Consider the following 15,459-nt stretch of genomic DNA (forward strand, 5'->3'; position numbering starts at 1 on the left):
CTGTTAAAGTTGATCTTCGAGTTGCTGACTGCGCTCAATGGCAGCTTGCATCGCTTTTTTAACCGTAGTGTGTATATCTGCTTGGTTAAACACTCGGACAGCTTCTGCGGTCGTTCCCCCTTTAACGGCCACATTCTGGCACATTTGGGCAAGAGTGGTACCCGGGTCGCTCATCGCCAATGTGGCGCTCCCAAGCGCAGTTTGGGTGACAATGTTCCTTGCATCTTTTTCACTAAATCCTAGTGATTGAGCATATTGCTGTATTGCATCCATAAACAGGAAGAAATAAGCAGGAGCACTACCCGCTGCGGCAATAATATGATTGATTCCTTCCTCTTTTTCTACCCAAATCACTGCTCCGACACATTCAAGTGTTTGCTCGGCAATTTTACGTAGCTCGGCATTGGTGTCGACACTGGCATAAAGTCCACTGACTCCCAGCCCTACTTTTGCGGGTAAATTTGGCATACAGCGCACGATCGGAACATCACCTAACCACTTTTTAAGATGGGAGCAGGTAATCCCAGCCGCAACGGATATGAACAATTTGCCAGAAACATCGCCATCTTGCTTGAGCGTTTCACACAAAGCTTGCATCACTTGAGGTTTGACTGCTAAAACAATGACATCGGCGGAGTTTAATGCGCTTAGGCTATCAGAATAAACTTGAATACCATAGTGAGATTGTAACTGTTCGAGTTTGGGTGGATTATGATCACAGGCGCCAATAAATGCGCTGTCCATACCTTGTTTAATCATTCCACCGATTAAACTCCCAGCCATGTGGCCGGCGCCAATAAAGACAATTCTAGGTGTTGCCATAAGTCTCCTATTGTTGTAACTAGATACTGACGAACATAACTAATGATGATAATCACGCTCACCAAATATTGCGCTACCGATACGTACTAATGTGCTGCCATATTGAATAGCTTGCGCCATATCGGCCGTCATGCCCATTGAGAGTGTATCGATTGCAGGATAATGCACTTTGAGTTTTTCAAAAATTTGTTGCATTAACGGAAATTCTTGTTGAGCGTTGCCAGGTGTCCCGATCGTCATCAATCCGCGGAGGCGCAACTGAGGAAGCGTACCAATGAGCTCAGCTAAAGACTCAACCTCAGTGAGTGCGATGCCTGATTTGCTGGCTTCACCGCTGATATTAATTTGGATACAGACATTCAAAGGGGGTTTATCAACAGGGCGCTGCTCGTTGAGGCGCTGCGCAATTTTAGCCCGATCAATAGTTTGAACCCAATCAAAGTGTTCCGCGACCAAACGACTTTTGTTCGATTGCAAAGGGCCAATAAAATGCCATTCAATGGGGGACTCTAACCATTGAGCTTGCTGACATGTGATGATCTTATCCACCCCTTCTTGGACATAGTTTTCGCCAAAAGCGCGCTGTCCGACTTGATAAGCTTGTTTAATGGCTAGTATCGGTTTGGTTTTGCTAACAGCGAGTAACGTCACTTGTCCGGTTCGCTGACAAGTGTGTTCCGCTGCAGCGATTTGCTGGCGAACTGTTTTAATCTGTTGGTCAATATCATTCATGGTGTAACAACTAACGTCAAATCACAAACACATACATGATAATTAGTGTAAAGCATAACGCTGAGGAACTACACCTTTTCTGATGATAGCAACACGTATCGATAAGGGGCATCTTAAGGTGTAAATCATGCGGATTCAGCATTGTTGGCTTATTGCGATGTATATGGATTGATTTTCAACGGGTGTTTCGTTCTCTGAATAAATGCTACGCGTAGACGTATCTTGGGTGATCTCTTTGCATCGATTAGACGTCACTGGTTTTGACAGGTACACTCAGAACAATAATAAAATACATAAGGACACGGGGATGTTAGCGGTTATTTCACCTGCGAAAAGTTTAGATTTTGCTACGCTTGCGCCTGATGGGGTGTATACCCAACCTCAATTGCTCGAGCACAGTCAATTACTTATTGATCGAGCCAAGCAGTTAACACCAGCGCAAATTGCATCGCTGATGAAAATTAGTGATAAATTAGCCGGGCTTAATGCGGCCCGTTTTGACCAATGGCAGGTACCATTTGAGGTCCCCAGTGCCAAAGCGGCACTCTATGCCTTTACGGGGGATGTTTATACAGGGCTGGATGCGGTTAGCCTAACTGATGACAATAGACATTATGCCAGCGCTCACCTGCGGATCTTGTCAGGGTTGTATGGGGTGATCCGACCGCTTGACTTGATTATGCCTTATCGATTGGAAATGGGGATCAAGTTGGATAATCCGCAGGGAAAAGATCTTTATACATTTTGGGGCGATCTGATAACTCAAGTCTTGAACCAAGCACTAGCAGATAATGGGGACAGATTTTTAATCAATCTAGCATCGAATGAGTACTTCAAAGCGGTGAAACCGAAGCAGTTGCAGGGAGAGATTATTACCCCTGTTTTTAAAGATTATAAAAACGGCCAATATAAAATAATAAGCTTTTATGCCAAAAAAGCCCGCGGCATGATGGTGCGTTATATGATTGATCAACGCTTAGATACACCGCAACAATTGCTTGGCTTTGACCAAGGTGGGTATTGTTATTGTGAAGCTGAATCAACGGCACTAAAACCTGTGTTTAAGCGCCGATTGGTTGATTAACATTAACTCACAAATATAGACAATCATCGAACCGTTCAAAGGTGTTATTCCTGATCTTGGTAGATATAGTCACGCGTAAGCGGCAATACATAGTGGCCTGCTTTGGTCGCAACCACTTGATGCAGTTCCACCCAGTTTTGATGGAAGGCATGGGCACAACCTGCTAGATACACTCGCCAGATCCGAAAATGGCGTTCATCGACCATGGTTTTCAGTTTTTCACTTTTAGCTTCAAAGCGCGCGGCCCAATGTTCTAAAGTCATCGCATAATGGCGACGTAAGTTTTCAATATCAGTCGCTTCTAAACCTGCTCGAGTCATTTGCTCTAGGACTAAACTAATGTGAGGGAGTTCGCCATTTGGAAAGACATATTTGTCGATAAATTCCCCGCCACCTGCTGGTGCACCACCTGAGTTAGGATCGCTTGAGGTGATCCCGTGATTGAGAATAATGCCCTCGTCACTAAGTAGAGAATTGAGTTTTGAAAAATAGGACTGAAGATTGTTAAGCCCAACATGTTCAAACATACCTACACTGGTGATGCGATCAAATTGGCCAGTAATATCTCGATAATCTTGAAAACGAACTTCGCAGCAATCATCGAGTCCTGCAGCGTGGATCCGTCGTTTGGCTTCCTCATATTGTTGTTCAGAGATGGTCACGCCCAGTGCTTTCGCACCATATTTTTGGGCCGCTCTGATAATCAGTGCTCCCCAACCACAGCCAACATCTAACAATGTTTGTCCTGGTTGCAAGCGGATTTTATTAAGAATATGATCGATTTTTTGTTCCTGAGCTTGCTCCAGTGTGTCATCGAGTGCGTGAAAATAGCCGCAGGAATAAACCATGTTTGTATCAAGCCATTCGCGATAAAAGTCATTTGATACATCATAATGATAAGCAATTGATTCAGCATCAATTTTGCGAGAGTGGCGAAACCGTTTCGATTTACTATGTTCTAAGGCACCCCCGGTTGACGCTTCTACAAGTTGGCTGGCAACATCGATGATATCGGTCACTGTGCCTTCTACTTGTAATTTACCTTCTACATAAGCTTCACCTAGTGAATTTAAAGTGGGTTTAATCAGATGTCGTAAGGATGCAACAGACGGTACTTCAACAATCACTTTGGGGCTTTCGGAAAGATCAATTTGTTTACCGTTCCATAAATGAATACCCATCGGTACTTGATGTTCCGATGACAGTTGTGTGACAAATTCATCGAGTTTTCGTTCCCAAAACATAGTCAACCTCCTTAGATAAATCGGATAGGGTCGGTGTGCTCTGATACCCTAACGCCTATCGACTTAGACCAATTACGCATCGTAAAAATCACGTGTTAGGAAATATCTATACATCCCCATATGTTCCGAAATTATCCTACTCCTTCTTAGAAAAAAGATCGATAGGTTGTAATAGGCAGCTAATTTTTATTGACATCCGCATATGATAATAGAATTAGGCATATGTTAATGACTATTTTCCACTGCGAGCGGCGTGGCTCATCGTTTTATGTTTTGCTGCTGGCGGTAAGATTTTCTAAAAAGATAAAGTGATCTGTATTTTTTGTGGGGCATTGCAACGCTAGGTAAATCAGTCAAAATATTGCAAATTTGTCACCTTTTTTGAAAGGATAAAACACCTTATATCGAGTTGAATCAAATCGATATAATATTTAGGTGACTCTCTATAAAAAGTGATTTTAATGAAAAGGTGGTTGAGCGAAAAAAGTATTTATCATGATAATAATTTTATAAAAGTCTTATAAAAGACTTATAAATTGATAGGTAAGAATATCAAAATTAGTTAGTATATGGCCGTTTTTACCTTCGTCTGATGATTTACTCCGCCTATAACAGATTTGTGACACAGCAAATTTAGGGCGTTGAGTGGGTTGTTTGACTATACTGATGAAACTATTTCTTATACATCGTGTACATATAATCAGTAAGATCGGTGAGGTGTTGGAGCATGCAATCACACCTGCATGTGGTGCTTGAAGCTTGAGGAGACAAGTTTTTTTTGCAAAACGGATTTTGATTCTGAGGTGGTCTACTTGACTGGTCGTTTCATGAATATTGGCGAGAATTTTCCCGCATTTGCCACTTGGTGGTCCTCTGTTGCCGTTGCCGCAATTTTTGCAATGGCATTGATGGTGAACAGTGGCTACAGTTATGGCGCATCGATGTTGCTTTTGGCCGCGCTGGTCATGTTAGTCACCCGTTTTCGGCATATAAATGTGTGCATTGATCGCGGCGATCGATGGTTATTACTGACTTTTGTTATTTATGGCGTGGTATTAATCGGTTGTCGCTTTATACACGTTTTTGAAATAATCGGTTTAGATAAGCCTTCGCGTTTTATTATTGGGGCATTGGTCTACTTATTTTTACGCCGCTATCCATTTAAGATTGTTTGGTTTTGGTATGGCTTAGCAGTGGGCGCTTTTATTGGTGTGCTTATCGCATTCTATCAGCGCTTTATACTTGATCTTGATCGAGCTAACGCGTGGATGCATCCTATCATGTTTGGTGATATAGGGATGTTAATGGGGATGTTGTGCCTAGTTGGCATTCTTTATTTTAAGGCGAAAGGGTCTTTGCCTTCCATGATGTTGATGGCTTTAGGGAGCGTGAGTGGGATTCTGGTATCTATTCTGTCAGGTTCTCGCGGTGGCTGGATAGCCATGCCGATGACGCTGTTTTATATTTTTTGGCAAGGCCGTGAATTTATTGGACTGTATTACGCCAAACGTTGTGTTGTCGCATTTATACTAGGGGCCGTTGTATTAGTCAGTGTGCCACAATTTGGAGTTAAGTCGCGCATTGAGACAACCATAACCAACGTTATAGCGTACCGTCAAGGAACCCATGTTGATACATCGATTGGAATGCGCTTTGAAATGTGGAAAGCGGCGCTGTATATGTTTTATGCGCATCCCGTTCTGGGGGTTGGCAAATATGACTTACATCAGTATAAACAGAAATTAGCCGATCGTGGGCTTATTGATCCATCAGTAATCCCTTTTGATCATGCCCATAATGAATATCTGACAAACTTAAGTGAGTATGGCATGAGTGGTTTTATCCTGCTGATACTTGTCTATTTTGTGCCGCTGCGGCTGTTCTCTGCTAAGGTAAAGCGCTATTCTGATGACTGGCCGATGAAGAGTTTGGCGATGGCGGGGGTACTAGTGCCAGTGTGTTATATGGATTTTGCCCTGAGCCAATCGATGTTTTCGCATAACTCTGGCGTGATGATGTATATTCTAACCATTTTGGTGATTTGGTCAGCTATTCGAGCATGCGAAGAGGCTGCAGTTAAGGACTAATTTTATGTTACAAGGGCAATTAGATAAGCTTGATTTAATCCAACCCATCGCGCCAAAGCTTGCGCAAATTTTACGTGAACTTTCAACGCAACTCGTCGCTGATGCGCCACTAGGGCGCTGTGACGTACGTGGGGAGCAGTTGTTTTATACTGTCTCGCTGGATACCACGGAGCCACAAACGCATCGGCGCTGTGAATTTCATCAAAGCTATTTAGACATTCAAGTCGTTTTAGATGGTGAAGAGCGCTATGGTTACGCGACGGTGCCACTGGTTGATATTGATGAGGATAAACTGCAAGCGTCTGATGTCGCCTTTGGTCAGCCTGTGAATGAGCGGTTCGTAACGTTGTCATCGGGAGATTTTATTGTGTTCGCACCATATTGTCCCCATCGACCATTGGTCGCTGTAGATGCGCCGCAAAAAGTGAAAAAAGCAGTGATCAAAGTACACCGCTCACTACTTGATTAAAACGCATGATCGTGTGTGATGAGCCCTCTTGCCAAGCAAAATCAATGGATGGTTTGGGGGACGTTTTAGTGAATAATAAGACGCTGTCCAGTCGTTGGGTCAAACAGTAGTATTCGCTCAGGGTCAACCATTAGGGCGAGTTGTTGGCCTACCTTTATGTCCGAATGAAGCGTCAATCTAGCTTTTATCTGCTGGTTTGCCCGCGTTACTGTGACTTCTTGATCAAAACCTAATTGCTCTATAAGTTCAACTAAGTAGTTACCCATGGGGTGTCGACTTGTGATTTGGTTTTGACGGGCATCTTCTAAAAACTCGGGTCGGATCCCTACCAGTAGTTGTTCTGGGATACTGTCTAATTGCGACTCCCATGAGTGGGGGAGTGTGATGCTGTACTGTTGGTCAAATACCAGATGATTTTTGCTGAGTTTTGCTGGCAGCAGATTAATCGCGGGTGAGCCAATAAAACTTGCAACAAATGTATTGGCAGGATAAAGATATAGCTCCATCGGGGAGCCAACTTGCTCTATTTTACCCTCTCGCATGACGATGACGCGATCGCCTAACGTCATTGCTTCGGTTTGATCATGAGTGACATAAAGTGCTGTCATTTGATATTGGTGTTGTAATCTAGCTATTTCGCTGCGCATATGGTGGCGTAGTTTTGCATCTAAGTTAGATAAGGGCTCATCAAATAAGTATAACTTGGCATCACGTGCCAGCGCTCTGCCCATGGCAACCCGCTGACGTTGACCACCAGAGAGCTCTGCCGGTCGACGCTCTAAATACTCGTTTAATTGCAGTACTTGGCTAACATTTTTCAATTGTGTTTGGATGAATGAAGTGCTGGCGCCTGATTTTTTAAGGCCAAAGCAGATATTCTCGCGCACACTCATATGTGGGTAGAGTGCATAGTTTTGAAAAACCATTGCAATATTGCGAAGATGTGGGGGGCGTTGTTCCATCGCTTGTCCGTCAATCATTACTTGCCCATGACTGATGGATTCAAGTCCTGCCACCATTCGCAATGTAGTGCTCTTTCCACAGCCACTTGGGCCTACGAGGACGACAAATTCACCATTATCAATGGTAAGATTAAAATCATCGACAACAGTGGTTTTGCCAAATTGTTTGCGTAAATGACTTAACTCAATATGACTCATCATGCTCCCTTACTCTTTGACGCCACCATCGGTTAACCCGCGACTGAGGTGGCGGCTAGCTAACATAAAACAGATAATAACAGGGATGAGCGTGAGGACCGATGCGGCCATAATTCGTCCCCAAATTGCATTCTTAGAGGTGAATAAGGACTGCAATGCTAATGGAATAGTCTGAAAATCCTGATACTGTCTTAAAAAGACCGACGCGAACAGGTACTCATTCCAAGCAATCACAAAGCAGTAGACAAATACAGTAAATAACATGGGTTTAGAAAGCGGCAAGATGATGACACGAAAGGCTTCAAATCGTGAACAGCCGTCGATCATTGCGGCTTCTTCCAATGCGACCGAGATGGTGCGAAAGTAGTTTCCTAACATATACATTGCAACGGGTAGTGTCTGCACTAAGTAAATAAGTAAAATACTCAATAGCGTGCCGGTTAGCGTGTGTGTTAAACCAACAGCAACACTCATTTGATATAATGGAACCATAAGCAGCACGCCACCAATCATATAGACAAATAGTACGCTGTTAGCAATCATGCTGCGTCCGACAAAGCGTAAGCGTGCTAAGGCGTAGGCTGCGCTAGCGGCGAATGCCGTAGAGAGTGTACTGGTGAGCAAGGCCAACAGTAAGCTGTTGAGCATATAACGACCGAAGGGGAAAATATCCTTGTCACGACTAAACTGTTGGCGAAGTTGTTGGCGCTGCACCTTGCTAAGTGCTGGATTATCCAGAAGCTGTTGGATACTCTGCGGAAGTTTTGTAGGGACTTTCGTTTTCAGACCCAGAAGCTCTTCATAGGCATCCCAGTGGATGACTTTAGGAATTAATGACGGATTGCCCCAATCAATGGGGTGTTTAAGTGATGTCGAGACGATTTGTGCAAATGGGAACAAACAAAAAACCAACAGGAGCGATACCGCGCTATAGATACCTACTAACTGACCTAACCGTCGAGCGATAGTCTTCATCTTGTCACCATTTTAGTATCTTCTTCACATAGAGCCAGATTAATCCCGTCAGGACCAACAGCTGGAGCATTGAGACGCTTGCCGCTAGCCCTTGATCTATGATCCCAGTAAAAGCGTGATAGTAGGTAAAAATAGGCAAAGTCTGCACGTTAGGAGCGAGTAGAAAAACGTCCTCAAAGCGGTTTAAATTCCAGATCATGCGCAGTAATACAACAGTTGCCAATACGAAGCGAAGCTGCGGTAAGGTAACATGAATAAAGCGGTACCAAGCATTACAGCCATCTATCGCGGCGGCTTCATAAAGGCTTTTCGGGATGCTTTGTAATCGCGCGAGCAGCAGTAGATAGGCAATGGGAAAATGTTTCCAAATATCAAATAAAATGACAACGGCAAGTGCACTTTGAGGGTCGCCAATCAGGTTGTAACGCATTGTTGACCAGTGCAAAATATCGACCACGATGTGATTATAGATCCCATTGACTGGATCAAAAATAAACTGCCAGCCAAACACGACTGAAATGACCGGTGCAAAATAAGGCAGCAAGATCAACATTCGCACCAAACTGCGCCCATAAAATGGCTCATTTAGTAGTAAGGCTACGGCAAGTCCCAGTAACGTTGTTCCTGCAACAGAGCCGATGAGGTAAAGTGTCGATACCCCAATTGAATGATAGAAGTTGTGGTCGCCCAGTAGTGTTTGGTAGTTGACTAACCCAACAAAATGTTTAGTCCCATTTAGTTGTACATCAAAAAAACTAAGATACCCATTAAATAGAATTGGATAAATGACCAGTAGCCCGATTAGGCCGACAGCTGGTAAAACCATCTTCCAAGCCAGAGACTGCTGTGAATAGTGATCCATCATTTGTTTTGCGCTTGACGCAATAATTGTTGTATCTGCGTGGTAGCAATATCCAGTGATTGCTTCGCTGGCATCTTCTCGATGGTCGTGCGATAGATCATTTTAGGAATGATCTGTTTGGCGAAGATGGTGCCTGATACAGGGATGGTTTTGCCATCAACAAGCGAAAAGGATCGAATATGAGACAACCCACCGAGTATTTGTGTCAATTGCTGGGGGTCATAAAGCTTCATAACTCCGTTCGGATCATTGAGAAACGATGCTTGATTGGCGATCCCCTGCAAAACAGGGTTCATTCCTCCTGGCGCCATGTGTAAAAAAGTGATGTAGCTCGCTGGTTGGTAGAGAAATTGGATAAATTGACGCGTTGCTGCGGCTTGTTGCGGCGTTGTTTTTAAAGCCACTAACCCTGACAATGTGCCATAAGAGGCCGCTGAACGATGATTGATGGTGGCGATAAACCCTGTGTTTTTTACTAAAGTTGGATCAAAACTACCCCCTCTAAGATCTTTGAAATGATCGGCACTAAGAGAGTTTTTAGCCACTTCAGCTAGCGCTAGGTCATCCATGATAAAGGTCGAGTAGAAAAACATACCCAATTTACCTTGTAGATAGTAGTCTCGGGCTCGCCAAGTTTGTGGCCCTGGCGGCGTATAAGCGGCTAATTGACGGTAAAACTTCAGTGTCTCGAGCATTGCTGGGCTATTAAAGACGAGTTGCCCCTTACTATTAAACTCTTGAGCGTTATTCGACAATGCTAGTTGGGTAAACACCTGCTCAGCATAGCTGTCAATTTTAGTCCCAACTAAAATCCCATAACGATTATCCTGCGGACGATTGAGTGCTTTGGCAGCGGCTAAAATATGTTGCCAATTATCAGGCGCGGCCAAATGGTGTTCTTTAAACCAATCTTTGCGATACCAGATCCCTTGTACCCAGCCATGAAACGGAATGCCAAATTGTTGCCGATGCCTGCCCTGCAACATGGTTACAACACCGGGTAAAAAACGTTTAAGACCAATTTGTTGCACAGACTGCTGCATGCTTTGGGTATCGCTGATCCCTTGTTGGCCGATTGCCATGATAATTTCAGAATTGACTTCAATCACTTGTGGCAGCGTCTTTGAAGCGCTTGCTGCGGCAAGTTGTTGTGCCATTTCATTTTCATCGACGGGAACGACGTGAATCGTTATGTTGGGGTGCAGAGCACTAAAGGTGCTGGTAAGTAGATGGATCGTATTTAAACGATCCGTTTGGGTTTGCGCTGTCCAAAATTCAATCGTAGTTGCTTGGGCGCTCATACTAGTTAGTGCTAGCAGCAAAATGAGCGAAGAAATACCACGGCAAACCATCGATAAAAAATATCGCATCAGCTATCCTCCATGAATGGCTTACAGCGACTAAATTGAAAGCTTCATTTAATCAAGCGCACATTAGTAATCTCTAAACGTTAGCGAAGAAAATGGGATCATTCGATAAAGATGGTTAAAAAATATTCTTTTTTGTGATGAGATTTAAGGTTGTAGATAAAATGAAGTGGATAAAAACAATGTGGCCTTACTATTGCTTCTTTCTTAAAAATAAACAAAAAAAAGCTAAGCCATAGGCTTAGCCAAGAAGCGATTTGACAGACAAGTCAAATGTACAGGATTTCAGTCGGCAAAAAACCGACTAATGCAAACACAACATCGCAACCAAGTAACCATTTCGTAAAATGGCCGGGCATTTCCGTAAAGCAGATGGAGCTCTGCTTCATGGTTGAGCCCCCGTTTGGTGCAGGTGCACTATATGAGTTCGCTGGATTGACGGCAACAGATAAATTATAATCCAGAAAGATTAGAAATTTTTATCCGTTAACAGGTTGTTAAATGGCTCGTCGTTTACCACCGCTCAATGCTTTAAAAGCTTTTGAAGCGGCTGCAAGGCATTTGAGTTTTACGCGCGCTGCCGAAGAGTTATTTGTGACTCAAGCAGCAGTCAGTCACCAAATTAAAGGGTTAGAAGAGTATCTTGGGCTTAAGTTGTTTCGTCGTAAGAATCGCTCATTACTCTTAACCGAAGAAGGACAAAGTTATTTCTTAGATATCAAAGATATTTTCAGTTCGCTCAGCGAGGCGACCGATCGGCTGCTTGCGCGAGGCGAAAAAGGCGCCATTTCTGTGAGTTTGCAACCAAGTTTTGCGATCCAATGGTTAGTGCCTCGATTATCTCAATTTAGTCAGCTTCATCCTGATATCGATGTGCGCATTAAGGCATTGGATATGAATGAGGGCTCATTAACTGATGATGTCGATGTGGCTGTCTATTACGGACGGGGGAACTGGAGTGGATTGCGAGCTGATAAACTTCATACTGAATATCTGATCCCTGTTTGTTCTCCGCTGTTGCTCAATGGAGACAAACCTTTAAGCCAGCCTGATGACCTGCGCTATCATACTTTATTGCATGATTCCTCTCGGCATGATTGGAAGGCTTGGTTTAAGCAGGTGGGGGTCAAGGTCGATGTTAATCAAGGGCCTATCTTCTCGCATTCCACCATGGTGCTTCAAGCGGCGATCTACGGTCAAGGGGTGGCACTTGGGCATTCAGTGTTAGCAAAACCTGAGATCGAAGCCGGACGTTTGGTCTGTCCATTTGAGCAGGTCTTGATGAGTCAAAATGCCTATTATTTGGTGTGCCATCCATCGCAAGCTGAACAGGGTAAAATCGTAGCGTTTCGTGAATGGATGATCCAGTTAGTTCAAGAGGAGCAGCGGGAGTTTGGTGCTGATGTCGTCGATTAATGAGTTGACTCAGTTTGATGGTCCTTCTGATGCGCCACTACTGATATTAGCGCATGGCGCAGGGGCTGGTATGGCGCATGAATTTTTTAACCAGCTAGTCGTTTTGCTCAGTGATGAGTTGGCAATTCTGCGTTTTAATTTTCCTTATATGCAGCGAATACTGGCTGAAAATAAGCGGCGAGTGCCGGATCGTCTGCCTACTTTAATCGCTGCCTATCAGGCTATTATTCCAAGCTGGCCTGCACCGGTTTTTATTGGCGGTAAGTCGATGGGTGGGCGAGTTGCCAGTCATGTCGCGTTAACTCGGCAAGATATTGCGGGCGTGGTGGCCTTAGGGTTTCCTTTTCACCCACCGGGCAAACCGGAACGCTCAAAAGGTGAGCATTTGCAGCAGTTAACTCAGCCTTTGCTGGTGTTGCAAGGTGAGCGTGATCCATTTGGCTGTTTGGATGAACAATCACAGCTGCAGCTTCCTGACACGGCTCGACTCGTGTGGGTCAAAGATGGTGACCATAGCTTTAAACCGCGGAGCAAAAGCGGGGTTACCCTTGCGCATAATATGCAGTTGGCCGCGGATCAAATTAAGGATTTTGTTCAATGTTATACACCCTAGGCTGGCGGGTTGCGCTGGCGCTTGGCGGATTATTATCTGTTGCCATGGGAGCTGGTGCTGCCCATGGTTTGTCACATTTATTACCCGAGCAATCGCTTTCTTGGATACACACGGGCGTCATGTATCAATTGATCCATCTTGGTTGTGCATTAGCCGTGGCACAAATTGCGCCGCGCAGTGGCAAATTTTGGATTGTTGGCAGTTGGTGTTTCTCGGGGAGTTTATATCTGTTGGCGGTATTGCCTGAGCCGATTCGAGCGACATGGGCGGCGGTGATTGGCCCGATTACTCCCATTGGAGGAATACTGCTCATGGTCGGTTGGATTATTTTAATTCGTGATAAACGGGCAGATCAGTGATGAATCATTCTTTATTACTGAGTTGTCGTAGTGGTTTTGAAAGTGATTGCGCCGCTGAGATCCAGCAACGCGCATCCCAATTGCAAGTGGCTGGGTTTGCACGTACGAAGCCTGAGCAAGGCTATGTTTTGTTTGAATGCTTTGGTGCAGATGATGCTGCGCGACTGCACCGAGAATTGGATTTTCGTCAACTAGTCTTTACTCGACAGTGGCAGGTCGTCACGGCACAATTAGATGTTGATCAAGGCGACCGAATTACACCAATCATACAAGCGTTAACCGAACTACCACCTTGCGCAAGATTGGCACAGGATTGGCCTGATACCAATGAGGGTAAACAAATGTCAGGCTTTTGTAAGAAGTTTTCCAGACCGTTAGAAAATGCACTGGGGGAAAAACTTCTCGCTAAAAGTGATTGTGTGCTGCAGTTATTTTGGTTAAATGGTACAACGTTGTATATCGGCTATCGACTTATTGCTAATAGCAGCCCCTATTCGATGGGAATTTTGCGATTGCGACAACCCTCTGAGGCACCTAGTCGTTCGACCCTTAAGCTGGATGAAGCCTTTTCTATTTTGCTGAATGAACAAGAGCGAGAGCTGTATGTGCAAAGTGGTCAACAAGCGGTTGATTTAGGAGCTTGTCCGGGTGGCTGGACCTACCAATTGGTGCGTCGAAGTATGTATGTTGCAGCCGTTGATAATGGCTTGATGGCAGAAAATCTGATGGCATCCGGTCAGGTACGGCATTACCGTGAAGATGGCTTTAAGTTTGAGCCCATTAAACATAATATTAGCTGGTTAGTGTGTGATATGGTTGAGAAGCCCTCTCGCGTGACCCAGTTGATGCTTAAATGGCTTACTCAAAGGTGGTGTCGTTACGCGATATTTAACCTGAAATTGCCAATGAAAAAGCGTTTTGCTGAAGTTGAACAAGATTTGCAGCAGCTCAAAAAAGGGTTAGCACAAACGGGACTGCATTTCGAAGTCCGGGCGAAACACCTTTATCATGACCGCGAAGAGATTACGGTATTTGCTTGTATTCATTCTTGATGAAAAGGGTTTTTCTATTGCTCCCCAATAACACCGGGTTATTGGGGAGTGTCTTATATTGATGTTTACAGGCGCTCAATAATAGCTTGAGTGAACTCATCGGTTGAACCGTTACCACCCAAATCGCGGGTGGTGCGATCGCCTTCAAGAATAGTCGTTTTAAGTGCCGCTAAAATATGGTTGGCTTGGTCATTCATTCCCAAATACTGCAGCATCTGGATGCTGGCTAGGATTATGGATGTTGGATTCGCAATATTTTTTCCTGCAATATCAGGTGCACTGCCATGGACAGCTTCAAAAATTGCTGCATGTTCGCCAATGTTGGCACCGGGTGCCATCCCTAAACCACCGACGAGGCCGGCGCATAAGTCAGAAATAATATCGCCAAATAAGTTAGTGGTAACAATGACATCAAAGCGTTCAGGATACATCACCAGATTCATGCAAGCGGCATCGATGATCATTTCTTCACTGATAATATCGTTGTATTCTTTAGCAATTTCGCGAGCTACTTCTAAAAAGAGTCCAGAGGTGGTTTTAAGAATGTTTGCTTTATGTAATGTAGTGACTTTTTTACGCCCTTCACGGCGAGCCATTTCATAAGCAAAACGGATGACTCGTTCAGAACCTTGACGTGTAATGACGCTTTTAGCTTCTGCATGGGTGCGTTCATCATTGATGATTTGTCCTTCGCCAGAATACATCCCTTCGGTGTTTTCCCGAATGGTCAGAATATCGATATCGCAGTAGCGTGCTTTGGTGCCAGCAAATGTACGAACAGGGCGAACATTGGCATATAGCTCAAAATGTTTGCGTAGGCTAACGTTAATAGAAGTAAAGCCTTTGCCAACGGGCGTTGTTAGCGGGCCTTTTAATGCCACTTTGTTGGCTTCAATCAGATCGAGCGTCTGCTGTGGAATCAGCTCACCTGTTGCATCTAACGCGCTCATCCCGGCGAGAGCATAATCATAGGTAAAATCACATCCGGCGTGGTCAAGAATTTGAATCGCACTTTTAACAATATCGGGGCCGATGCCATCACCTGGGATGATGGTTATTCTGGTTTTTGACATAGCTACTTCCTGAGACATAGGTTGTTTTCTAGTAGAGCCCTTGCTCCACCGTTCTTTTTACATTTATCTTACTCTTTTTACAAAAAAATTACACTTGGTCTGATAGGATCACGTCTAAAGATAGATCATTATATTGCGCGATAC

Annotated in this window: 15 protein-coding genes; 7 read left to right on the forward strand and 8 right to left on the reverse strand. The window is 44.3% G+C overall.

Annotated features, from left to right (window positions below; all coding sequences use genetic code 11):
• Positions 1-3 precede the first annotated feature (3 nt).
• Together proC and ABUE30_RS12255 are read right to left on the reverse strand one after the other, a co-directional pair.
• Positions 4-822, reverse strand: a complete 819-nt coding sequence (gene proC / locus ABUE30_RS12250; protein ID WP_408624067.1) for a pyrroline-5-carboxylate reductase — start codon at positions 820-822, stop codon at positions 4-6.
• Between the two features lie 39 nt (positions 823-861).
• The gene (locus ABUE30_RS12255; protein WP_408624068.1) at positions 862-1,554 is read right to left on the reverse strand and encodes a YggS family pyridoxal phosphate-dependent enzyme; all 693 of its coding nucleotides are present in this window, start codon (positions 1,552-1,554) and stop codon (positions 862-864) included.
• A gap of 307 nt (positions 1,555-1,861) precedes the next feature.
• On the opposite strand from ABUE30_RS12255, the gene yaaA reads away from it, so the two are divergent.
• Positions 1,862-2,638, forward strand: coding sequence for a peroxide stress protein YaaA (gene yaaA, locus ABUE30_RS12260; RefSeq protein WP_408624069.1), 777 nt, complete (start codon positions 1,862-1,864; stop codon positions 2,636-2,638).
• A 44-nt stretch (positions 2,639-2,682) separates the two neighbouring features.
• Here the strand turns inward: yaaA and ABUE30_RS12265 are convergent, their stop codons facing one another.
• Positions 2,683-3,882 carry a class I SAM-dependent methyltransferase gene (locus ABUE30_RS12265; RefSeq protein ID WP_408624070.1) on the reverse strand — a complete coding sequence of 400 codons (1,200 nt, stop codon included), beginning with the start codon at positions 3,880-3,882 and terminating at the stop codon, positions 2,683-2,685.
• A gap of 812 nt (positions 3,883-4,694) precedes the next feature.
• Between ABUE30_RS12265 and ABUE30_RS12270 the strand changes: the two genes are divergently transcribed.
• Positions 4,695-5,969, forward strand: coding sequence for an O-antigen ligase family protein (locus tag ABUE30_RS12270; protein WP_408624072.1), 1,275 nt, complete (start codon positions 4,695-4,697; stop codon positions 5,967-5,969).
• A gap of 4 nt (positions 5,970-5,973) precedes the next feature.
• Positions 5,974-6,438 (forward strand): YhcH/YjgK/YiaL family protein, encoded by a 465-nt coding sequence (locus ABUE30_RS12275; protein ID WP_408624073.1) that lies wholly within the window; start codon positions 5,974-5,976, stop codon positions 6,436-6,438.
• A gap of 65 nt (positions 6,439-6,503) precedes the next feature.
• On the opposite strand, the gene ABUE30_RS12280 is transcribed toward ABUE30_RS12275, so the two are convergent.
• From ABUE30_RS12280 to ABUE30_RS12295, 4 genes are read right to left on the reverse strand one after another with little or no spacing between them, the layout of a single operon-like run.
• Positions 6,504-7,598: an ABC transporter ATP-binding protein gene (locus ABUE30_RS12280; RefSeq protein ID WP_408624074.1), complete on the reverse strand. Its 1,095-nt coding sequence runs from the start codon at positions 7,596-7,598 to the stop codon at positions 6,504-6,506.
• A gap of 9 nt (positions 7,599-7,607) precedes the next feature.
• Positions 7,608-8,573, reverse strand: coding sequence for a carbohydrate ABC transporter permease (locus ABUE30_RS12285; RefSeq protein ID WP_408624075.1), 966 nt, complete (start codon positions 8,571-8,573; stop codon positions 7,608-7,610).
• 4 nt (positions 8,574-8,577) lie between these two features.
• Positions 8,578-9,435, reverse strand: a complete 858-nt coding sequence (locus tag ABUE30_RS12290) for a carbohydrate ABC transporter permease (protein WP_408624076.1) — start codon at positions 9,433-9,435, stop codon at positions 8,578-8,580.
• Positions 9,435-10,805: an ABC transporter substrate-binding protein gene (locus ABUE30_RS12295; RefSeq protein WP_408624077.1), complete on the reverse strand. Its 1,371-nt coding sequence runs from the start codon at positions 10,803-10,805 to the stop codon at positions 9,435-9,437. The genes ABUE30_RS12290 and ABUE30_RS12295 overlap by 1 nt, the downstream gene beginning before the upstream one ends.
• 498 nt (positions 10,806-11,303) lie before the next feature.
• Between ABUE30_RS12295 and ABUE30_RS12300 the strand changes: the two genes are divergently transcribed.
• The 4 genes from ABUE30_RS12300 to rlmM are packed head-to-tail and all read left to right on the forward strand — an operon-like array spanning position 11,304 to position 14,242.
• Positions 11,304-12,218 (forward strand): transcriptional regulator GcvA, encoded by a 915-nt coding sequence (locus ABUE30_RS12300; RefSeq protein ID WP_408624078.1) that lies wholly within the window; start codon positions 11,304-11,306, stop codon positions 12,216-12,218.
• The gene (locus tag ABUE30_RS12305) at positions 12,205-12,831 is read left to right on the forward strand and encodes an alpha/beta family hydrolase (protein ID WP_408624079.1); all 627 of its coding nucleotides are present in this window, start codon (positions 12,205-12,207) and stop codon (positions 12,829-12,831) included. Before ABUE30_RS12300 ends, ABUE30_RS12305 begins: the two co-directional genes overlap by 14 nt.
• Entirely contained in the window at positions 12,816-13,190 is a 375-nt protein-coding gene (locus ABUE30_RS12310) for a DUF423 domain-containing protein (RefSeq protein WP_408624080.1), read from the forward strand. The genes ABUE30_RS12305 and ABUE30_RS12310 overlap by 16 nt, the downstream gene beginning before the upstream one ends.
• On the forward strand, positions 13,190-14,242 hold the full coding sequence (gene rlmM / locus ABUE30_RS12315) for a 23S rRNA (cytidine(2498)-2'-O)-methyltransferase RlmM (protein WP_408624081.1): 1,053 nt from the start codon (positions 13,190-13,192) through the stop codon (positions 14,240-14,242). The genes ABUE30_RS12310 and rlmM overlap by 1 nt, the downstream gene beginning before the upstream one ends.
• Positions 14,243-14,307: 65 nt before the next feature.
• Here the strand turns inward: rlmM and ABUE30_RS12320 are convergent, their stop codons facing one another.
• Positions 14,308-15,315: an isocitrate dehydrogenase gene (locus ABUE30_RS12320; RefSeq protein WP_408624082.1), complete on the reverse strand. Its 1,008-nt coding sequence runs from the start codon at positions 15,313-15,315 to the stop codon at positions 14,308-14,310.
• Positions 15,316-15,459 lie beyond the last annotated feature (144 nt).

The organism is Celerinatantimonas yamalensis (assembly GCF_046054155.1).
Taxonomy (GTDB): domain Bacteria; phylum Pseudomonadota; class Gammaproteobacteria; order Enterobacterales; family Celerinatantimonadaceae; genus Celerinatantimonas; species Celerinatantimonas yamalensis.

Excerpts from the sequence above, each read along its gene's own strand:
- proC (WP_408624067.1), bottom strand. The coding sequence starts at position 822 with ATGGCAACACCTAGAATTGTCTTTATTGGCGCCGGCCACATGGCTGGG.
- ABUE30_RS12255 (WP_408624068.1), bottom strand. The coding sequence starts at position 1,554 with ATGAATGATATTGACCAACAGATTAAAACAGTTCGCCAGCAAATCGCT.
- yaaA (WP_408624069.1), top strand. The coding sequence starts at position 1,862 with ATGTTAGCGGTTATTTCACCTGCGAAAAGTTTAGATTTTGCTACGCTT.
- ABUE30_RS12265 (WP_408624070.1), bottom strand. The coding sequence starts at position 3,882 with ATGTTTTGGGAACGAAAACTCGATGAATTTGTCACACAACTGTCATCG.
- ABUE30_RS12275 (WP_408624073.1), top strand. The coding sequence starts at position 5,974 with ATGTTACAAGGGCAATTAGATAAGCTTGATTTAATCCAACCCATCGCG.
- ABUE30_RS12280 (WP_408624074.1), bottom strand. The coding sequence starts at position 7,598 with ATGAGTCATATTGAGTTAAGTCATTTACGCAAACAATTTGGCAAAACC.
- ABUE30_RS12285 (WP_408624075.1), bottom strand. The coding sequence starts at position 8,573 with ATGAAGACTATCGCTCGACGGTTAGGTCAGTTAGTAGGTATCTATAGC.
- ABUE30_RS12290 (WP_408624076.1), bottom strand. The coding sequence starts at position 9,435 with ATGGATCACTATTCACAGCAGTCTCTGGCTTGGAAGATGGTTTTACCA.
- ABUE30_RS12295 (WP_408624077.1), bottom strand. The coding sequence starts at position 10,805 with ATGCGATATTTTTTATCGATGGTTTGCCGTGGTATTTCTTCGCTCATT.
- ABUE30_RS12300 (WP_408624078.1), top strand. The coding sequence starts at position 11,304 with ATGGCTCGTCGTTTACCACCGCTCAATGCTTTAAAAGCTTTTGAAGCG.
- ABUE30_RS12305 (WP_408624079.1), top strand. The coding sequence starts at position 12,205 with ATGTCGTCGATTAATGAGTTGACTCAGTTTGATGGTCCTTCTGATGCG.
- ABUE30_RS12310 (WP_408624080.1), top strand. The coding sequence starts at position 12,816 with ATGTTATACACCCTAGGCTGGCGGGTTGCGCTGGCGCTTGGCGGATTA.
- rlmM (WP_408624081.1), top strand. The coding sequence starts at position 13,190 with ATGAATCATTCTTTATTACTGAGTTGTCGTAGTGGTTTTGAAAGTGAT.
- ABUE30_RS12320 (WP_408624082.1), bottom strand. The coding sequence starts at position 15,315 with ATGTCAAAAACCAGAATAACCATCATCCCAGGTGATGGCATCGGCCCC.